Raw genomic sequence first — 18997 nt, 5'->3', positions numbered from 1 at the left:
TTTCACAAGCAGAACTCGATACAAAGATAAAAACACATAAAATAAATGGAGTCATTATGTTAAAAAAAATCACCCACAGAATGCTACTTGTTCTTGCACTTTTTGGTTTCTCTAGCGTTGCGCCGGTAATGGCTTCTAACAGCTTCAGCGATATGGCAAGCAGTGCACTCGGAAATATTGAAAAACTTAATATTAACACCGCAAGCATCGCTGACTTTGCGATGATCAAAGGCCTTGGCGAGAAAAAAGCCGGCGAGATTGTTAAATATCGTGAAACTTACGGAAAATTTAAAAAAATAGAAGACTTACTCAATGTCACTGGCATTGGTAAAATGCTATTAGAAAAAATTCGTCCCTTTTTAAGCCTATAAAAAAATAATGCCAGTGATGACACCCCCTGTTATCACTGGCCTCTAAGCCTATTCATACACTCTCTCAAGCATTATATTGAACAAAGTTTCAATGCGAGATAAACAATTCTTATCACTATTGCCCTCGATGCTTTATAATAAAGCTCATTAACAAACCTTATTACCTTTTTACTGGATATTATTTTGCAAAATATTACCTCTTTTGACGCACTCGAGCTTGATGAATCACTACTTGATGCCATTTCTCTGATGGGCCATACTCGCCCAACAAGTATTCAACTTTTAGCGATACCACCGGCTATGGACGAACAAGACATCATGGCAAGTGCGCCGACTGGCACCGGTAAAACACTTGCATTTCTGTTACCTGCAATACAACGTCTTATTGATTTCCCTCGCCGTAAAGGTGGATCTGCACGTATTTTGATTTTAACGCCTACACGTGAACTTGCGATGCAAATTAGTGGTGTTGCGCAGCAACTAACCCAAGCAACAAGCCTCGTCGTAGGTAATATTATTGGTGGTGTTTCTTATCAAGAGCAAGAAGCAATCATTACCGACAATGTTGATATCGTTATCGCGACACCCGGCAGATTAATGGAATACATTGATGCAGAAGCCTTCGATTGTCGTGAAGTAGAGAGCCTGATATTAGATGAAGCCGATAGAATGCTAGATATGGGATTTATTAATGAGATGGACAGAATTGCAGGCGAAACTCGCTGGAGAAAACAAACATCTCTATTTTCTGCCACATTAGAAGGCAAAGGCTTACGCGATTTTTCACGTGATGTATTAAACGAGCCTTTAGCATTAAATGCAATAATTTCGCGACGTGAAAGTGGAAAAATAAATCAGTGGATCCATCTTGCAGATAGTCCTGAGCATAAATTAAAATTACTGGCTGAACTTTTAAAAGATGAAAATAATGATGCTGACAGCGAAGAGAAAATCGCTAAGAAAATCATTGTTTTTGTTAAAACAAGAGAGCGCCTCGCCTTTCTTGTGAGCCAGCTTGCTGAATTAAATATTCATTGTAATTACTTACGTGGTGAAATGGATCAAGAAAAACGTACCCTAGCATTGGCACAATTTAAAGAAGATAAAGTCAATATCTTGATTGCAACGGATGTAGCAGCGCGCGGTATTGATGTCGCGGACATTACCCATGTTATCAATTATGATCTTCCCCGCAGTGCCGATATTTATGTACACCGTATTGGTCGCACCGCACGTGGTGGTAAAAAAGGTACAGCGATATCATTAATTGAAGCACATGACATTGATATGCTTGCTAAAATTGAACGCTATACCGATCAAGTACTCAAGCGCCGAATCATTAAAACACTGCGTCCTGAGCATAAAGAAGCAAAATTAAGCCTGCGTAAATCGAAAAAACCGGTGAATAAAAAAGGCAAGGCACGTGAATACGAACTAAAAGAGAAGAAAAAAGAAAAACGTCAGAAAAAGAAAGATGAAATGGGTAAACAACGTTTACGCAACAAAAGAGCGAAAGGTAAACCAAGTTGGGCGGGTAAAGGCCCTAAGACCGAAAATACTAAAATAGAAAGCGCCGAATAAAAAAAGTAAGCCTGAACAATAATGATTGTTCAGGCTTTTTATTATCTTTCATTACGATAAAAAAGCAGTTCATTTTCTGAATTTTCTTGTGCTACAAAATAATAACCGTCCACACTAAAGTCTTTTAATTTCGCAATATCCGTTACTTCATTTTCTAAGATATAACGCGCCATTAATCCCCGTGCTTTTTTAGCATAAAAACTGATCACTTTATATTGTCCATTTTTTTGATCTTTAAAAATAGGCGTGATCACGCGTGCTGTTAAGGCTTTATTTTTAAGTACTTTAAAATACTCATTAGACGCTAAGTTAATTAATAAATTATCACCTTGTGCACTTAAGGCTTTATTAATTTCGTCACTCACCCGCAGATCCCAAAATTTATATAAATTTATGCCTCTTGTGTTTTCAAGGCGCACCCCCATTTCTAAGCGGTAAGCAAGCATCAAATCTAACGGTCTTAATACTCCATATAATCCTGATAATATACGTAAATGTTGCTGTGCATAAGTTAAGGTTTTTTTAGATAATGTTTGTGCTTGTAAGCCCGTATAAACATCTCCCTGAAAAGCAAACAATGCCTGCTTCGCATTATTCTCTAACGTTAATGGCAGTTGCCAATCTTTAAAACGCGCTTCATTTAGTGTTGCTATTTTATCGCTCACTTTCATTAAAGAGGCAATATCCACCATTGTTAATGTTTGGCATTTTTTGATCAACTGTTCACTTTCAGTTAATAAAGCGCCCTGTGAAAACTCTACTGTGGGAGCAACGGTTTCAAAGTCCAACGTTTTCGCGGGAGAAAGTACTATTAACATATGTATTCCTAATAACTATTTATATACTCATGATACTTCAAGATGAAAAATCAACAAGCCAAGTTGGGCCTAGCACATCAGCATAATAGGGAAGTATCTGAGGTGACAAGGATATTTTATCTGTAACGGTATCATAGAGGTAAAAATTGCTTTGCGTATAAAGCGACGCAAAGCAACATGCTTAAATTAAAATGTTTTAGGATCGGCTGCTTTTTGACGTGCCACTCCGTTAGAGATAACACCTTGGTTTACAAGTTCACGTAAACATTGATCCAGCGTTTGCATGCCATGGATCATCCCGGTTTGAATAACAGAATACATTTGCGCCACTTTATCTTCACGAATTAAGTTACGAATAGCAGGGATACCAATCATGATCTCATGGGCTGCCACACGCCCACCCGCAGGTTTTTTAAGTAATGTTTGCGAGATAACCGCGCGTAATGATTCAGATAGCATCGATCTCACCATCTCTTTTTCAGCAGCGGGGAAAACATCTATAATACGATCCACACTTTTAGCTGCAGAGGTCGTATGTAACGTACCAAATACCAGATGCCCAGTTTCAGCAGCAGTTAATGCTAAGCGGATCGTTTCAAGGTCGCGTAATTCCCCCACCAAAATAACATCGGGATCTTCACGTAATGCGCTTCTTAGCGCGTTATCAAAACTTAATGTATCTCGATAAACTTCACGTTGATTGATTAAACAACCTTTACTTTCATGCACAAATTCAATGGGATCTTCAATGGTCAAAATGTGTTCGTTTTTTGTTATATTAATATAATCAATGATAGCTGCTAACGTCGTAGATTTACCTGAGCCCGTTGGCCCTGTCACTAAGACCAATCCACGCGGGAAATTAGCTATTTTTTGGAATATTTCAGGGGCATTTAATTCTTCAAGGGACATTACTTTACTGGGGATAGTACGAAACACCCCACTCATGCCTCGCTCTTGGGTGAACACATTCACACGAAAACGCGCCAAATCAGGGATTTCAAAAGAAAAATCGACCTCTAAATTCATTTCATAATCTTTGCGCTGTTTATCTGTCATAATGTCATAAACCAGTGCTTTTACATCTTTTTGCGCTAAAGCGGCTATATTTATCTTGCGTATTTCACCATCGACCCTGATCATGGGAACTAGCCCAGCAGAAAGGTGTAAATCAGAAGCATTAGACTTTACACTAAAAGCTAATAATTCAGTAATATCCATAATTTAAAATCCTTTATAATGACTATAATTCAAAAAAATATTATGCATGTTAGACAACAAATAGAGCATGCGGCAGTACAGGCCGGCCGTACGACACTTGATGTCCAATTACTTGCGGTCAGTAAAACAAAACCCGTGGCGCAAATAAAAGAAGCGTATATGGCGGGTCAACGCCTTTTTGGTGAAAATTACGTTCAAGAAAGTATCGAAAAAATACAATTAATTAAAGACGATTGTAGCTTTAACGATCCTATTTGTTGGTATTTTATCGGCCCACTGCAATCGAATAAAACTCGCCTTGTCGCAGAGAATTTTGACTGGGTACAAAGCGTAGATCGTTTCAAAATTGCGCAACGATTAAGTGCTCAACGCCCAACTAATTTGACGCCTCTTAATATCTGCTTACAAATTAATATTAGTGCAGAAGCCAGTAAATCCGGCACTACTTTAACACAGATAATGGAACTCGCCGCACAAGTTAGCCTACTTGAAAATTTAACCTTACGTGGCATCATGGCCATTCCAGAAAAAACCCAAGATCAGGCTATCCTAAGCCAACAATTTAAAGCGTTGCATCATATTTACCTTAAATTGCAAACCTTATATCCAGAAGTTGATACACTGTCGATGGGGATGAGCGCGGATATGCAACTTGCCATCGCCAGTGGAAGTACAATGGTACGTATTGGTACAGATATTTTTGGCCGTCGAAATTAAAATCGATGGATAACACCTATTTATACTCAAGGAATAAAAATGTTACATAAAAAAATTACCTTTATCGGAGCCGGTAATATGACTTCGAGTATTATTAGTGGCTTAATTAAAGCAAATTACCCCCATGAATTAATTTGCGCCAGTGCACCGAGCGTAACTAACACCACTAAATTAGAAGTAGAATTTTCGATTAAAATCAGCCGAGATAATGTACTCTCAGCCATTTGGGCCGATGTTATTGTACTGGCGGTAAAACCACAAATAATGGCCGATGTTTGCCAAGCGCTTAAACTTGCAGGCGTCGATTTTAAAAATAAATTGGTAATATCCATTGCAGCCGGTGTATCCGTGCAGCGCTTACAAGGACTGCTTGGAGAGACAACTGAAATTATTCGCACCATGCCCAATACGCCATCATTACTACAAAAAGGCATGACAGGACTCTTTGCGCCTGCGCAAGTATCTGCTGATAACCACTTATTTGCAGAGCAACTACTGCAATGCGTTGGTGAAACTATTTGGGTTAAAACAGAAGCCATGATCAATGCTATTATTGCGGTATCTGGATCTGCACCGGCCTACTTTTTTATGTTTATGGAAGCCATACAAGAAAAAGCCATAAAAATGGGATTTGATGAACAACAAGCGCGTTTATTGGTACAACAAGTGGCATTGGGCAGTGCTGAAATGGTCTTACAAAACCCTGAAAAGAGTCTTGCTACGCTACGTCAGAACGTTACCTCAAAAGGGGGCGCTACCGCTGAAGCATTACGTGTATTTAACGACTTAGACTTAAATAATACCGTCGCAACTGCGATGCAAAGTGCCTCAGATCGCGGCGCCGCTATGGAATCCTTATTCTAACCCCCTTTAAGAAGAGAAAATATTTATGAATTCAGTTAATTTTTTAATCAATACGATCTTTGATATCTATATCATGATCATCCTTCTTCGCATTTGGTTGCAAGTCGCACGCGCTGACTTTTACAATCCATTTAGCCAATTCATAGTCAAAGCGACACAACCTATCGTCGGTCCTTTACGTCGTTTTATTCCAAGTATGGGAGGCTGGGATAGCGCCTGTATTCTTTTTGCCTTTGTTATCGCATGTTTAAAAATCGTCACCCTCAGTTTAGTGTTTAATAGTGAATTGCATATTATTGCGATTTTAATATCAGGCTTATTTATTATTGTTCAAGCCATCTTTAAATTGATTTTTTGGGTGCTTATTCTACGTGCGATCTTAAGCTGGATAAGCAAAGGAAATAACCCTGTTGAAGCCGTTATGATCCAACTTAGCGAACCTTTACTTGCGCCTGTTCGTCGGTTTATTCCTGCCATCGGTGGCTTAGACTTATCTATGTTGGTAGTTTTATTTGCATTGCAATTTGTTGAACTGTTTGTAAATGATCTACTCAGTCGACTTTTTTAATGAGCGTAATGCTTTTAAAAAAACAAGGTGACGATATTTTATTGCGCCTTGTTTTACAACCTAAAGCCAGTCGCGATGCCTTTATTGGTTTATTGGGCGACGAATTAAAAATAACCATCACAGCACCTCCTGTAGACGGGCAAGCCAATAAACATTTAATTAAATTTCTCAGTAAACAATTTAAAGTGCCAAAAAGGGATATCACGGTCGAGAAAGGACTCCTTAATAGACATAAGTTAATACGTATCAAATCACCTAAAAAAATACCTGACTTTTTTACTCGGAGTGAACATGTTTAAATTTATTTTAAAATGCTTAGCATTCTCTTTTCTTTTGCATAGCAGTGCCTATGCAGAGCAAAAAAAAGATTTTGATGATTTAAGCGTACATTACATTGCGTTGCCCACACAATTTCTTAGCCCCGAAGTTGCCCATCAATACGACATAAAACGCAGTAAATATAGTGGCCTTATCAATATTTCCGTGCTCGATAACACGCAACAAAATAAAGCGCAACACGCGACCCTAAGTGGTACAGGCCGAAATTTAATGGGTCAAGTAAGTCAGTTAAACTTTACCGAAGTGCGTGAAGGTGAGGCAATTTATTACCTCGCAACTTACCCCTTCCTAAATGAAGAAATTGTTAATTTTAAAATAAAAATAAAAACAGAAAAAAAAATCAACATACTTAAATTCCAACATAAGTTTTATGTCAATTAAAGGCGCGAACAATGAAAAAACAATGGGTATTAGCAACGGGTAATCAAGGCAAAGTAAAAGAGATGAGTAAGCTACTTAATAGCTTCTCTATTGAAGTCTTAGCACAAAGCCATTTTAATGTCTCAGAGGTTGCAGAAACGGGTACCACATTTGTAGAAAACGCCATCATTAAAGCGCGCCACGCAGCCAAAATAACCGGCTTGCCAGCCATCGCCGATGATTCAGGTTTAGAAGTGGACTTCTTAAAGGGTAAACCAGGTATTTATTCTGCTCGCTTTGCCGGTGAAGATGCGAGCGATAAAGATAATGTTGAACTGTTATTAAAGAGTTTAAAGGGCGTAGATGAGCAGCAACGACAAGCGCGTTTTCAATGCGTACTTGTTTATATGCGCCACTGTGATGATCCTACTCCGATCATTTGCCAAGGCACATGGGAAGGAAGTATTACTCTTGAGGCGCACGGTGATAATGGGTTTGGTTACGATCCTATTTTCTGGGTTGGCTCTGATTCATGTGCGTCTGCACAACTTAGCCCACAACGTAAGGGTGAATTAAGTCATCGAGGCCAAGCCCTAAAACAATTAATTGAAAAATTAAAAGTGCAATTAGGCTAGTTATATTTATATCTACAACGCCCTACCCTTTAACGACGTAGCGTCGTTAAAGGGAAAAAATTAAAATCGATTTGCCTTGCTGATCTGCCCCCTTAACGTACCATGCAAATATACTTGTGATAGCAATATCACTTAACTTATTATTAATATAATAGAAAAACACACTATGTTACAGCTTCCCCCATTAAGCCTTTATATTCATATTCCTTGGTGTATTGAAAAATGCCCTTACTGTGATTTCAACTCACATAAACTGCAAGGGACAATCCCAGAAGAAGCTTACTTAAGCGCATTAATTAATGATTTGAAAATAGATCTGGTCTACGCACAAGGGCGAATTTTAGATACTATTTTTATCGGAGGAGGCACGCCAAGCCTTATTTCAGCAAAAGGCATTGCTTGGTTACTCAGTGAGATCCGCAATTTAATCGCCTTCAAAAAAGACATTGAAATCACCTTAGAGGCAAATCCTGGCACCATAGAAAACAGTAAAATAGCCGACTTTAAAGAGGCGGGTATTAGTCGTTTTTCTTTTGGCGTACAAAGTTTTCAAAATGATAAGTTGCAGCGTTTAGGACGTATTCATAATGCAGATGAGGCCATTCGCGCAGCCAAGCACGCTAAAAAGTGTGCGATAAAAACATTTAACCTTGATTTGATGCATGGCTTACCGGATCAGAGTCTCAGCGACGCACTTTCTGATCTGCAATGTGCGATTGACTTACAACCGACGCACATTTCCTGGTATCAGCTCACCATTGAGCCTAATACCCAGTATTTTTCACACCCGCCTATTTTGCCAGAAGATGACTTACTCTGGGATATTCAAGAAGCAGGACAAGCACTACTGGCCGAGAATGGTTATATTCAATATGAAATATCGGGATACTCTAAAAAGGGTTTTGAGTGCCAACATAACTTAAATTATTGGTCTTTTTCTGATTATATCGGTATTGGCTGTGGCGCCCATGGTAAATTGACATTGCCATTACAAAATAAGATCGTGCGCACGGTTAAAGTAAAACACCCAAAAGGTTATCTGCAATCGGATCGCGCTTTTTTAGACAAATATGAACATGTCGCACGAGACGAGCTTGCCTTTGAATATATGCTAAATCGTTTACGCCTTTTTGTGCCGATCCCTTTTGAGCAATTCGAATCTTATACCGGTTTAAGTCTCGACTCCATTGATGATCCTATCAATCAAGCGGTGCACAAAAAACTGCTCGTTAAAAACACGGATCATTGGTTAGTGACTGATTTAGGCCACCGCTATTTAAACGACCTATTAGCGTTATTTATGTGATCACAGATCATTTGACATGATCACTTTAAATTGAGTATAAAAAAAGAGAAGAAAGTCACCTTTCTTCTCTTTTTTATTATTTAAATCAAGCTTAAATATTAGCCTAATTGTTTACGTGCATTTCTAAACATACGCATCCAAGGGCTATCTTCTTGCCACTCATCAGGGTGCCAAGAGTTAGCAACCGTTCTAAATACTCGCTCAGGATGCGGCATCATGATAGTGACGCGTCCATCATTCGAGCTAAGCCCTGTGATCCCTGCTGGAGAGCCATTTGGATTAGCGGGATAAGCCTCGGTTTGCTTCGCGTAATTATCGATAAAGCGTAGCGCTATATTATTGCTTTGCTCAAGGGCGATAAGATGCTCTGCATTTTTCAGCTCGACACGTCCTTCACCATGTGACACGGCAATAGGCATATACGATCCGGCCATATCATTTAAAAAGATTGAATTGTTTTTTTGCACTTCGACCAAACTAAAGCGCGCTTCAAAACTCTCCGAGCTATTACGCACAAAACGTGGCCACAATTCACTACCCGGGATCAATTCATTTAAATTAGAAAGCATCTGACAACCATTACAAACACCTAACGTGATGGAGTTTGGTGCTTCAAAGAAACGTTGGAACTGCTCACGAGCACGCTCATTAAACAATATCGATTTAGCCCAACCTTCACCCGCACCTAGTACATCACCATAAGAGAAACCACCACAGGCAACAAGCCCTGCAAAGTCATCTAATGTAACGCGACCAGAGAGAATGTCACTCATATGTACATCAATCGCGTCAAAACCGGCACGATCAAAGGCAGCTGCCATTTCTTGTTGCGAGTTAACGCCTTGCTCGCGTAAAATTGCCATACGCGGTGCGATGCCTTTAATAATATAAGGGGCGGCAACATCTTCGTTGATATCAAAACTTAACTTCACATTTAAGCCCGGATCTAAATCGTCAAATTTAGCGTTGTTTTCTTGCTCGGCACATTGTGAATTATCACGCAATGATTGCATTTTAAAGGTCGTTTCCGCCCATATGCCACGCCATAGAGAGCGAGGAGCAGAGAGAACGTGTTGTCCATCACGCGTAAATTCAATTTGATCCGTACTATTTAACGTGCCAATAACAGCAACATTAGTAGTTAAACCATGTCCTGCTAAAATATTTAATACTTTCTCTTTGTCGTCGCGTTGCACTTGAATAACGGCGCCTAGCTCTTCACTAAAGAGCACAGCAAAATCATCACAGCCCAATTGATCCAGCGTGATAGTCACGCCACAATGGCCCGCAAAAGCCATTTCCGTCACGGTTGAGAATAATCCACCATCACTGCGATCGTGATAAGCCAAAAGTAGCTTATCAGCGACCAAGTTCTGCATCGCATTGAAAAAGCTTTTAAGCAATGCTGGATTGTCTAAATCAGGGGTAATATCACCGAGTTGTTTATACACTTGCGCCAGTGACGACCCGCCTAATCGATTCTGGCCATTGCCTAAATCAATTAAGATCAAATCTGTTTCACCTTTATCGGTACGCAGCTGCGGGGTCTGGGTATTGCGAATATCACGCACAGCAGCAAACGCGGTAATGATAACGGACAGTGGAGAAATAACTTCTTTATCGCTAGCGCTTTCATCTTTCCAGCGCGTTTTCATCGACATTGAATCCTTACCCACGGGAATAGTGAGTTCCAGCTCGGGGCATAATTCTTCACCGATGGCGTGCACAGCAGCATAAAGCCCGGCATCTTCACCCGGATGACCCGTTGCAGACATCCAATTGGCAGAGAGTTTAATACGCTTAAAATCGCCAATATCAACACATGCGATATTGGTGATAGATTCTGCAACAGACAAACGCGCAGAAGCGCTAAAATTAAGTAAGGCAACAGGCGCTCGCTCACCAATCGACATAGCCTCACCAAAATAGGTATCATAACTTGATGCAGTTACGGCGCAATCAGCAACAGGCACTTGCCAAGGCCCTACCATTTGGTCTCGCGCAACAAGACCGGTGACACTGCGATCGCCAATACTTATTAAGAATGTTTTTTCTGCGATAGAAGGCAGACGTAACAAGCGCTCAGCAGCCTCTTTTAAGGTAACACCCGTGAGATCTAAGGCTTTACCAACCGCCACTTTAGTTTCAACATCACGATGCATTTTAGGTGTTTTACCTAATAAAACATCCAAAGGCATATCGATGGGCTTATTATTAAACTCGGTGTCATTAAGCGTTAAATGCAATTCTTGCGTCGCTTCACCAATCACCGCATATAATGCACGTTCACGCTGACAAATGGCTTCAAATATCGCTAAATTTTCAGGTTTAACCGCTAATACATAGCGCTCTTGAGATTCGTTACACCAAATTTCATGTGGCGCCATGCTTTTTTCATCATTGGGAATGGCGCGTAAATCAAAAACACCACCTCGTCCCGCATCATTAACCAGTTCAGGCATCGCATTAGAAAGTCCGCCCGCACCCACATCATGTATAAATTGAATGGGATTGTCATCGCCCATCTGCCAACAACAATCAATCACTTCCTGACAGCGACGCTCCATTTCAGGATTCTCACGTTGCACGGAAGCAAAATCTAAATCTTCACTTGAAGCGCCCGAGTTCATTGATGAAGCTGCGCCGCCTCCAAGACCAATATTCATAGCAGGGCCACCAAGCACAATAAGTGCAGCGCCAACGGGGATATCTTTTTTCTGTACATGGTCACGTCGAATATTACCTAAACCACCGGCAAGCATGATCGGTTTATGGTAACCACGGATCTCGCTACCATTATGACTTTCAACTTTTTCTTCATAAGTTCGAAAGTAACCTAAAATATTGGGACGTCCAAATTCATTATTAAAAGCAGCGCCGCCCAGAGGGGCTTCAAGCATAATATCTAATGCAGAAACAATACGTGAAGGCTTACCAAAATCAGTTTCCCATGGTTGTACAAAGTTAGGGATACGTAAGTTAGACACTGAAAATCCAACTAATCCTGCTTTAGGTTTTGAGCCGATACCCGTCGCACCTTCATCTCTAATTTCGCCTCCCGAACCTGTGGCAGCACCCGGAAAAGGAGAAATAGCAGTAGGATGATTATGCGTTTCGACTTTCATTAATATATCGATGTCTTCTTGGTGATAGCTAAATTTACGCCCATCCGCATCGGGAAAGAAACGCCCCGCAGAATAGCCTTCCATTACCGCAGCATTATCTTTATAAGCAGAGAGCACATGCGCAGGGTGTCTTTCATGCGTATTACGGATCATTTTAAATAAAGACTTAGATTGTTTTTTACCGTCTATTGTCCACTGCGCATTAAATATTTTATGGCGGCAATGCTCAGAGTTTGCCTGTGCAAACATCATTAGCTCAATATCATTGGGGTCGCGTTTTAATTTAATAAAATTTTCAAGCAAGTAGTCTATTTCATCCGGCGCCAGTGCAAGGCCAAGTTTCATATCGGCAGCTTGCAGTGCACTGCGGCCTTCACTGAGTACTTTAATACTTTGCATTTTGGCTGGAGAGCCTTGAATGAATAACTGCGATGCATCGCCTAACGCGTTAAAAACAACTTCCATCATGCGATCATGTAATAAGTCAGATAACGCTTTATGTTGGGTAGCAGACAATGGCGTCGATGTCTGCACATAATACGCAATCCCACGTTCAACGCGTTTTACTTTAAATAAACCACAATTATGAGCGATATCAGTCGCTTTTGAAGACCAAGGAGAAATCGTTCCAGGGCGAGGAGTGACAAAGAATAAGGTTCCAATAAGTGGATGATCTGCTATCTTGGGACCATAGGTTAATAATTTTTGTAATACAACGAGCTCTTGGTCATTTAAACTTTCACTTAAGTCTGTAGCATGTATATATTCAGCATATATTGCCTCTACAGGAAGATTTAAAGAGGTACAGTTTTGTAATAGCTGCTGCACTTTAAACGTCGATAAGGCCGGAGCCCCACGCAAAATTTCCATAAGTTATTTCTCTCATTTTTAAATAAGTAAATGATCTTGGGTGATGTCAATTACACAATTATTGTCCTTGCAAATAGATATCTAACTTATTCACAAAAATCGATAAAAATAATTGCTTCTTTGATACGAGCGACATTATATGCAAAAAGCATTTTTTATTAAACAGAAACACTCTATAGTCGTAGTTAATTTTTGTTATTTCAGATAAAACCCTGAATATAGCGACTTTCTTTAACATTTAGGTGATCTTTTCTATGCGTTTTAAGCAAATGCAGCAGATTGTAATATTATTATTTAGTGCTTTATTACTGAGTGCATGCCATCCATTTTCTGCCAGTACTAAAGTACAAGACATTCAAGATAATGGTGAGTTAATTATTGGAACAATCAATAGTTCGCTTACCTATAGTTTTGATGGTGAAAAATACAGTGGTTTTGATTATGAATTAAGTAAGCTATTTGCTGACAAACTTAATGTACCGTTACGCGTTATAGAATATGCTAATTTAAAAATGCTTTTTTTAGCACTCGATAATAATGATGTCGACTTTATCGCGGCCGGACTAACCCTCACACCTAAACGCGCTGAAAAATATCGCAGTTCTCCGCCTTATTACTACACGTCACAAAAAGTGGTCTATCACAAAGGCAGTTATCGTCCCCGAAAAATTTCTGATATCAACGCACCTATTGGCGTTCTCAATGAAAGTAGCCATGAAGAAACCCTCGAGCGATTATTAAATAAAGCCCCTGATCTTATTATTAATGTTTTCGATAACGATGATCAAGAAAGTTTATTACGACAAATTGCCGAGAAAGAACTCGCTTTTGCCATTGTCGATGGCTCTACTTTGGCGCAAAAACAGCGTTATTACCCTGTTCTTGCCGAAGCCTTTACTATTTCAGAAAAAAATCCGGTGGTCTGGCTTATTAATCGTAATAATGACGATAGTTTATATGCCTTAATGATTGAATTTATTGGAGAGCAATATAAAAATAAGACCATTAATAAATTAGAAGAAAAATACTTTGGTCATGTTAGTAACTTTGACTTTGTCGATACGCGGATCTATCTAAAGCGCATAGAAAGTCGCTTACCAAAATATGAGAAGCTCTTTAAACAATACCAAACAGATGAAGTGACTTGGCAATTATTGGCGGCGGTCAGTTATCAAGAATCACATTGGGATCCTCTTGCAAAATCGCCAACAGGGGTGCGAGGAATGATGATGCTCACCCTAGATACCGCCAATTATCTAGGGATTAAAAACCGTTTAGATGCCAGTCAAAGTATTAGAGGTGGCGCTAAATATTTAAAACAACTCATTAATCGCTTACCCGATAGCATTGCTGAAGATGAGAAAGTTTGGTTTGCTCTGGCAAGTTATAACCTCGGTTATGGGCATTTAATGGATGCAAGACGCATTACTCAAATGCGCCATCAAGATGCGAATTCTTGGTCTGACGTCAAAGATAACTTACCACTATTACATCAAAAGAAATGGTTCTCACAAACACGCTACGGTTACGCACGCGGTAGAGAAGCACAGCACTATGTGAATAATATTCGCCAATACTTAAAAACGTTAAATTGGTTTGTTAATGAGCAACAACAAAAGATATTACAACGTAAACAGAAACAAGCAGAGAAAAAAGCCAAAGCAGATAAGATAAAAGCAGCCTTACTCGCGTTACCACTGCGCGATCGCACCTTAAAGCAAGCGATCACGGCTATTGATGAGCGCCGCGTCGCTCTACAAAAAGCCATCAACACAACCAAAATCAATGAAACTGCGCTCGAAAAATCTAAACTATCGACCCTATCTGCGAGTAAGCAGTCTAAAAAGATGAAAATAGCATTGAAAAAAATCGAGGCGAAATTACAAGAACAACTCCGTATTCAAACACAAAAAATAGCAGAGCAGTTGCAAGCGAAGAAAAATGCCCAACTAGAAGCGGAAAGTCTGCAAGATGAAGCAGATGTCGTTAACGCTCAAGTGCAAGCTCTGCAGGCAAAACAAAATAAAATATTTAACCAAAGAAAAGAAGATCAACAAGCGTACAAAAAAGCAGTGGCAGAGCAAAAGGGTTATCAATTACGAAAAGATTTAGCCAATGCAGAACAAAGCAAACGCCAACAAGAAACGCAACAAGCAAAAGAATCGTTGCGCTTAATTAAAAACAAATTAAACCCAGAAAAGGTACCTAAAGAAAACACTGAAAATTAGGCCAATTCATAGAAAAACAAACCGGAGGTAGAGAAGAAGCAGGTTAGGCCTCGTGTTTAGCCGAGGATTTTCTTAATGCTTTTTTTTCTTTACGCCTGCGTTTAAAAAACTGACTGATTTTAGTGCTACATTGGTCGCTTAAAATGCCCGATGTAATGTCTACCTGATGATTTAATTTAACGTGACTCAATAAGTTGAATACACTGCCTGCAGCCCCCGTTTTTAAATCTGGCGCACCATAAACAAGGCGCTTAATACGCGCATGCACTAATGCACCTGCGCACATCGGACAAGGCTCTAAGGTTACGTAAAGCGTACAGTCTATCAATCGATAGTTTTGTAGCTTGTGTCCCGCTTCGCGCACCGCCATCACTTCCGCGTGCGCACAAGCATCATGGCTTAGGATAGATAAGTTCCACCCCTCTGCAATAACCTCATTATCTTTAACAAGCACAGCACCTACCGGCACTTCACCGAGTGCCTCCGCTTTATCCGCAAGTAACAAGGCATATTGCATCCACTTTTCATCGTTAACTAATGGATCCACTATAAAATCAACGCATAGTAATATTGCGTTAATAAAGGGCCACATATTAGATAAATCCAACCCGCGATGGCTAAATAAGGGCCGAAGGGTAACGGCTTACTTTCTTTGTTTTTAGATAAGAGTAATAAGACTATACCGATAATTGCCCCTGAAAAAGAAGACAGCAAAATAATTAAAGGCAGAGCCTGCCAGCCAAACCAAGCGCCTAATGCAGCTAACAATTTAAAGTCGCCATAACCCATGCCTTCTTTACCCGTGGCAAGCTTAAATAGCCAATATACTGACCATAGACTTAAATAACCCAAAATAGCCCCCACCACAGCATCATTAATCGACACAAAACTATAGGATAAATTGACGAGTAAACCCACCCAAAGTAGTGGCAAGGTTAATTGATCAGGTAATAACATGACATCAAAATCAATATAAGACAGACAAATCAATACCCAAGTAAAAATCAAAGCAAAGAGGAGAGGCCAACCGAACGGAATAACATAAGCAACGGCCAAGGACATAATAGCCGTTAATAGCTCAACACAGGGATAACGGGCACTTATTTTACAAGCGCAGTGTTTACATTTTCCGCGTTGTAATAACCAGCTAATAATAGGAATGTTTTCAAGGGAGCCAATAATATGTAAACATTTAGGACAGCGTGAACGAGGCAAAATAAGATTAAAAGTATCTTCGTCTGCAATTAATTTTGTTTCAGGGAAATATTCAGCACATTCCGCTTTCCATGCACGCTCCATCATCACGGGTAAACGGTATATCACTACATTTAAAAACGATCCTATGAGTAATCCCAAACAAGTTACCATGATGTATAACAGCGCGGGTATTTGATCCATCAAAACTAAAAAATCACTCATTTTTATTCCATAAATTAACTAGGTGAGCAAATTTCCTCATCACTAAAGAAATAAGCAATTTCTCGCGATGCAGATGCAGGGCTATCTGAGCCATGTACCGCATTGCAACTAAGAGATTCCGCAAAATCGGCACGAATAGTCCCAGCTAATGCTTTAGCAGGATCTGTTTGACCAATGAGTTCACGGTAATGAGCAATGCCATTTTCACCTTCTAATACTAAAACAAGGATCGGGCCAGAGCTCATAAACTCCACTAAATTTTCAAAAAAACCTTTACCTTGATGCTCAGCATAAAAACCTTCAGCTTGTGCTTTCGTTAAATGTAACATTTTAATCGCAACAGGGGTTAACTGCGCTTTTTCAAAACGAGCAATGATCGTTCCTATCAACATTTTAGAAACAGCATCAGGTTTTATCATTGAAAGTGTTCTTTGTAACGGCATTATATTAGCCTCCTAAATGAATGGTGAGGCAATATAAAACAAATTCTCATCAAGTCGCAATCAAAATATAAATAGATAATATCGCAGCTCACATTTTAAGCTAAAAATACTTATATTTTGAGTAGTTAGGCATATAAAGTTCTATTCATACATCATTATTTACACAATAACATTACTCAACCGAAAGCATATCCCCACTTGTTTCTAACCACTCCTTTCGATCTCCTGCACGTTTTTTTGCCAATAACATGTCCATTACCTCTAACATTTTCTCTGAGTCTTCTGTCGTTAATTGTACTAAACGGCGCGTATTCGGATCCATTGTCGTTTCTCGCAGTTGATCTGGATTCATTTCACCCAGTCCTTTAAAGCGCTGAACATTAATTTTACTGCGCTTATTTTTATTTGCGATACGCTCTAAAATAATTTCTTTTTCACCCTCATCGAGCGCGTAAAAAACCTCTTTACCCGCATCGATACGATACAAGGGAGGCATCGCCACATAAAAATGCCCCGCATCGACCACCGCTCTAAAATGCCTAACAAATAATGCGCAAATAAGCGTCGCAATATGCAATCCATCGGAATCAGCATCGGCTAAAATACAAATTTTTCCATAACGTAATCCAGAAAGATCATTCGATGCCGGATCAATACCTATCGCTATCGAAATGTTATAAATCTCTTCTGAGTTTAAAATAACATCTGAGTCATCTTCCCATGTGTTTTTAATCTTTCCGCGCAACGGTAAAATCGCTTGGAATTCTCTGTCGCGGGCTTGTTTGGCAGAGCCCCCAGCAGAGTCCCCTTCCACGAGAAACAATTCACCACGCTCCGGCTCTTGGCATGAACAATCGGTCAGTTTCCCGGGTAATGCAGGGCCTTGAGTTATTTTTTTACGGGCGACTTTTTTACTTTTACGACTACGTATTTGTGCGTTTTGAATGCAAAATAAAGCGAGTTCTTCCGCTTCACCAACATGTGCATTGAGCCATAAACTAAAGGCATCTTTCACCACACCACAAATAAACGCCACACATTGCCTTGATGATAAGCGCTCTTTCATCTGCCCTGCAAATTGAGGCTCTTTAATTTTCACACTTAAAATGTAGGCGCATTTATCCCAAATATCCTCAGGGCTTAATTTGATCCCTCGCGGTAATAAGCTGCGGATATCACAAAATTCACGCATGGCATCAAGCAGGCCTTGTCTAAAACCATTAACATGCGTCCCACCTTGAATGGTAGGGATCAAATTCACATAGCTTTCAGATAATGAGTTTCCGCCTTCAGGCAACCAGACAATGGCCCAGTCAACTGTTTCGCCATTTGCCATCAACTGACCAACAAAAGGCGTTGCGGGTAATAATTCATTCTCATGCACCGCCTCTAAAAGATAATCATTTAACCCATCTTTATAGCACCAGTGATAATTATTTTTATTTACTCTGTCTTTAAACTTAATACTTAATCCGGGACACAATACCGCTTTCGCTTTTAACAAATGCAATAGACGAGAAACAGAGAATTTAGCACTATCAAAATAGCGAGGATCCGGTCTGAAATGTACACTCGTCCCCGTATTGCGCTTACCACAAGTATCAATCTCTTTTAATTCTTCTACTTTTTCGCCGTGCTCAAAAGCAATATGATAGACCTTTGCATTACGCCTAATATTGACATCAACGCGGGCTGAAAGTGCATTAACGACGGAAATACCTACTCCATGTAGACCGCCCGAAATGGCATAGTTTTTACCTGAAAACTTACCACCAGCATGTAATTTACAAAAGATAAGTTCAACACCGGATATTTTCTCTTCTGGGTGAATATCAACGGGCATGCCACGACCATCATCAGTTACTTCAATCGACTGATCTTCATGTAAGATCACCTGAATAGAGGTTGCATGTCCAGCAAGCGCTTCGTCGACACTATTATCAATGACTTCTTGAGCAAGATGATTTGGACGATTCGTTTCAGTATACATACCGGGACGATGACGCACCGGATCAAGGCCATTTAGGACTTCAATGGAGTCGGAGTTATACTGTTCGCTCATCACAATACCTGCTAAAAATAGAAAGGGAAAAATAAAAGAAGCGCAATTATATCAGGAATAACGCATCTGC

The 18997-nt window shown here is 39.9% G+C and carries 17 protein-coding genes; 10 read left to right on the top strand and 7 right to left on the bottom strand.

What is annotated here, in order from left to right; all coding sequences use genetic code 11:
• Positions 1 to 56 precede the first annotated feature (56 nt).
• Both PCNPT3_RS01690 and srmB read left to right on the top strand, forming a co-directional pair.
• Positions 57 to 371 (top strand): ComEA family DNA-binding protein, encoded by a 315-nt coding sequence (locus tag PCNPT3_RS01690; RefSeq protein ID WP_015464143.1) that lies wholly within the window; start codon positions 57 to 59, stop codon positions 369 to 371.
• A 183-nt stretch (positions 372 to 554) separates the two neighbouring features.
• Complete coding sequence (srmB, locus tag PCNPT3_RS01685; RefSeq protein ID WP_015464142.1) at positions 555 to 1952, top strand: ATP-dependent RNA helicase SrmB; 1398 nt, start codon at positions 555 to 557, stop codon at positions 1950 to 1952.
• 41 nt (positions 1953 to 1993) lie between these two features.
• On the opposite strand, the gene yaaA is transcribed toward srmB, so the two are convergent.
• Positions 1994 to 2770 carry a peroxide stress protein YaaA gene (gene yaaA, locus PCNPT3_RS01680; protein ID WP_015464141.1) on the bottom strand — a complete coding sequence of 259 codons (777 nt, stop codon included), beginning with the start codon at positions 2768 to 2770 and terminating at the stop codon, positions 1994 to 1996.
• A gap of 186 nt (positions 2771 to 2956) precedes the next feature.
• Entirely contained in the window at positions 2957 to 3991 is a 1035-nt protein-coding gene (locus PCNPT3_RS01675; protein ID WP_015464140.1) for a type IV pilus twitching motility protein PilT, read from the bottom strand.
• Between the two features lie 18 nt (positions 3992 to 4009).
• Between PCNPT3_RS01675 and PCNPT3_RS01670 the strand changes: the two genes are divergently transcribed.
• The 7 genes from PCNPT3_RS01670 (at position 4010) to hemW (ending at position 8780) form a co-directional block, all read left to right on the top strand.
• Positions 4010 to 4708 (top strand): YggS family pyridoxal phosphate-dependent enzyme, encoded by a 699-nt coding sequence (locus PCNPT3_RS01670; RefSeq protein ID WP_015464139.1) that lies wholly within the window; start codon positions 4010 to 4012, stop codon positions 4706 to 4708.
• A 39-nt stretch (positions 4709 to 4747) separates the two neighbouring features.
• The gene (proC, locus tag PCNPT3_RS01665; RefSeq protein ID WP_015464138.1) at positions 4748 to 5572 is read left to right on the top strand and encodes a pyrroline-5-carboxylate reductase; all 825 of its coding nucleotides are present in this window, start codon (positions 4748 to 4750) and stop codon (positions 5570 to 5572) included.
• Between the two features lie 25 nt (positions 5573 to 5597).
• The gene (locus PCNPT3_RS01660; RefSeq protein ID WP_015464137.1) at positions 5598 to 6140 is read left to right on the top strand and encodes a YggT family protein; all 543 of its coding nucleotides are present in this window, start codon (positions 5598 to 5600) and stop codon (positions 6138 to 6140) included.
• Positions 6140 to 6439: a DUF167 family protein YggU gene (gene yggU / locus PCNPT3_RS01655; protein WP_156801483.1), complete on the top strand. Its 300-nt coding sequence runs from the start codon at positions 6140 to 6142 to the stop codon at positions 6437 to 6439. The genes PCNPT3_RS01660 and yggU overlap by 1 nt, the downstream gene beginning before the upstream one ends.
• Entirely contained in the window at positions 6432 to 6860 is a 429-nt protein-coding gene (locus PCNPT3_RS01650) for a DUF4426 domain-containing protein (RefSeq protein ID WP_015464135.1), read from the top strand. The genes yggU and PCNPT3_RS01650 overlap by 8 nt, the downstream gene beginning before the upstream one ends.
• Positions 6861 to 6871: 11 nt before the next feature.
• Positions 6872 to 7474 (top strand): XTP/dITP diphosphatase, encoded by a 603-nt coding sequence (locus tag PCNPT3_RS01645; protein ID WP_015464134.1) that lies wholly within the window; start codon positions 6872 to 6874, stop codon positions 7472 to 7474.
• Between the two features lie 166 nt (positions 7475 to 7640).
• Positions 7641 to 8780, top strand: a complete 1140-nt coding sequence (hemW, locus tag PCNPT3_RS01640) for a radical SAM family heme chaperone HemW (RefSeq protein ID WP_015464133.1) — start codon at positions 7641 to 7643, stop codon at positions 8778 to 8780.
• A 98-nt stretch (positions 8781 to 8878) separates the two neighbouring features.
• On the opposite strand, the gene purL is transcribed toward hemW, so the two are convergent.
• Positions 8879 to 12775, bottom strand: coding sequence for a phosphoribosylformylglycinamidine synthase (purL, locus tag PCNPT3_RS01635; RefSeq protein WP_015464132.1), 3897 nt, complete (start codon positions 12773 to 12775; stop codon positions 8879 to 8881).
• Between the two features lie 254 nt (positions 12776 to 13029).
• Between purL and mltF the strand changes: the two genes are divergently transcribed.
• On the top strand, positions 13030 to 15003 hold the full coding sequence (gene mltF, locus PCNPT3_RS01625; RefSeq protein ID WP_015464131.1) for a membrane-bound lytic murein transglycosylase MltF: 1974 nt from the start codon (positions 13030 to 13032) through the stop codon (positions 15001 to 15003).
• 43 nt (positions 15004 to 15046) lie between these two features.
• Here the strand turns inward: mltF and tadA are convergent, their stop codons facing one another.
• The 4 genes from tadA to parE all read right to left on the bottom strand — a co-directional run bounded on the left by tadA (position 15047) and on the right by parE (position 18927).
• The gene (gene tadA, locus PCNPT3_RS01620) at positions 15047 to 15595 is read right to left on the bottom strand and encodes a tRNA adenosine(34) deaminase TadA (protein ID WP_015464130.1); all 549 of its coding nucleotides are present in this window, start codon (positions 15593 to 15595) and stop codon (positions 15047 to 15049) included.
• Positions 15550 to 16422, bottom strand: a complete 873-nt coding sequence (locus PCNPT3_RS01615) for a prepilin peptidase (protein WP_015464129.1) — start codon at positions 16420 to 16422, stop codon at positions 15550 to 15552. The genes tadA and PCNPT3_RS01615 overlap by 46 nt, the downstream gene beginning before the upstream one ends.
• Before the next feature lie 14 nt (positions 16423 to 16436).
• Positions 16437 to 16865, bottom strand: a complete 429-nt coding sequence (gene ndk, locus PCNPT3_RS01610; protein ID WP_015464128.1) for a nucleoside-diphosphate kinase — start codon at positions 16863 to 16865, stop codon at positions 16437 to 16439.
• 172 nt (positions 16866 to 17037) lie between these two features.
• Positions 17038 to 18927 (bottom strand): DNA topoisomerase IV subunit B, encoded by a 1890-nt coding sequence (gene parE / locus PCNPT3_RS01605; RefSeq protein WP_015464127.1) that lies wholly within the window; start codon positions 18925 to 18927, stop codon positions 17038 to 17040.
• Between the last annotated feature and the right edge of the window lie 70 nt (positions 18928 to 18997).

Source organism: Psychromonas sp. CNPT3 (assembly GCF_000153405.2).
Lineage (GTDB): Bacteria > Pseudomonadota > Gammaproteobacteria > Enterobacterales > Psychromonadaceae > Psychromonas.
This window is presented reverse-complemented; position numbering and strand designations above follow the sequence as displayed.

Bases quoted from the DNA above. Each gene is read 5' to 3' on its own strand.
- proC (WP_015464138.1), top strand. From the start codon at position 4,748: ATGTTACATAAAAAAATTACCTTTATCGGAGCCGGTAATATGACTTCG.
- PCNPT3_RS01650 (WP_015464135.1), top strand. From the start codon at position 6,432: ATGTTTAAATTTATTTTAAAATGCTTAGCATTCTCTTTTCTTTTGCAT.
- parE (WP_015464127.1), bottom strand. From the start codon at position 18,927: ATGAGCGAACAGTATAACTCCGACTCCATTGAAGTCCTAAATGGCCTT.
- PCNPT3_RS01615 (WP_015464129.1), bottom strand. From the start codon at position 16,422: ATGAGTGATTTTTTAGTTTTGATGGATCAAATACCCGCGCTGTTATAC.
- purL (WP_015464132.1), bottom strand. From the start codon at position 12,775: ATGGAAATTTTGCGTGGGGCTCCGGCCTTATCGACGTTTAAAGTGCAG.
- yggU (WP_156801483.1), top strand. From the start codon at position 6,140: ATGAGCGTAATGCTTTTAAAAAAACAAGGTGACGATATTTTATTGCGC.
- mltF (WP_015464131.1), top strand. From the start codon at position 13,030: ATGCGTTTTAAGCAAATGCAGCAGATTGTAATATTATTATTTAGTGCT.
- ndk (WP_015464128.1), bottom strand. From the start codon at position 16,865: ATGCCGTTACAAAGAACACTTTCAATGATAAAACCTGATGCTGTTTCT.
- yaaA (WP_015464141.1), bottom strand. From the start codon at position 2,770: ATGTTAATAGTACTTTCTCCCGCGAAAACGTTGGACTTTGAAACCGTT.
- tadA (WP_015464130.1), bottom strand. From the start codon at position 15,595: ATGTGGCCCTTTATTAACGCAATATTACTATGCGTTGATTTTATAGTG.
- PCNPT3_RS01645 (WP_015464134.1), top strand. From the start codon at position 6,872: ATGAAAAAACAATGGGTATTAGCAACGGGTAATCAAGGCAAAGTAAAA.
- hemW (WP_015464133.1), top strand. From the start codon at position 7,641: ATGTTACAGCTTCCCCCATTAAGCCTTTATATTCATATTCCTTGGTGT.
- PCNPT3_RS01675 (WP_015464140.1), bottom strand. From the start codon at position 3,991: ATGGATATTACTGAATTATTAGCTTTTAGTGTAAAGTCTAATGCTTCT.
- PCNPT3_RS01660 (WP_015464137.1), top strand. From the start codon at position 5,598: ATGAATTCAGTTAATTTTTTAATCAATACGATCTTTGATATCTATATC.
- PCNPT3_RS01670 (WP_015464139.1), top strand. From the start codon at position 4,010: ATGACTATAATTCAAAAAAATATTATGCATGTTAGACAACAAATAGAG.
- PCNPT3_RS01690 (WP_015464143.1), top strand. From the start codon at position 57: ATGTTAAAAAAAATCACCCACAGAATGCTACTTGTTCTTGCACTTTTT.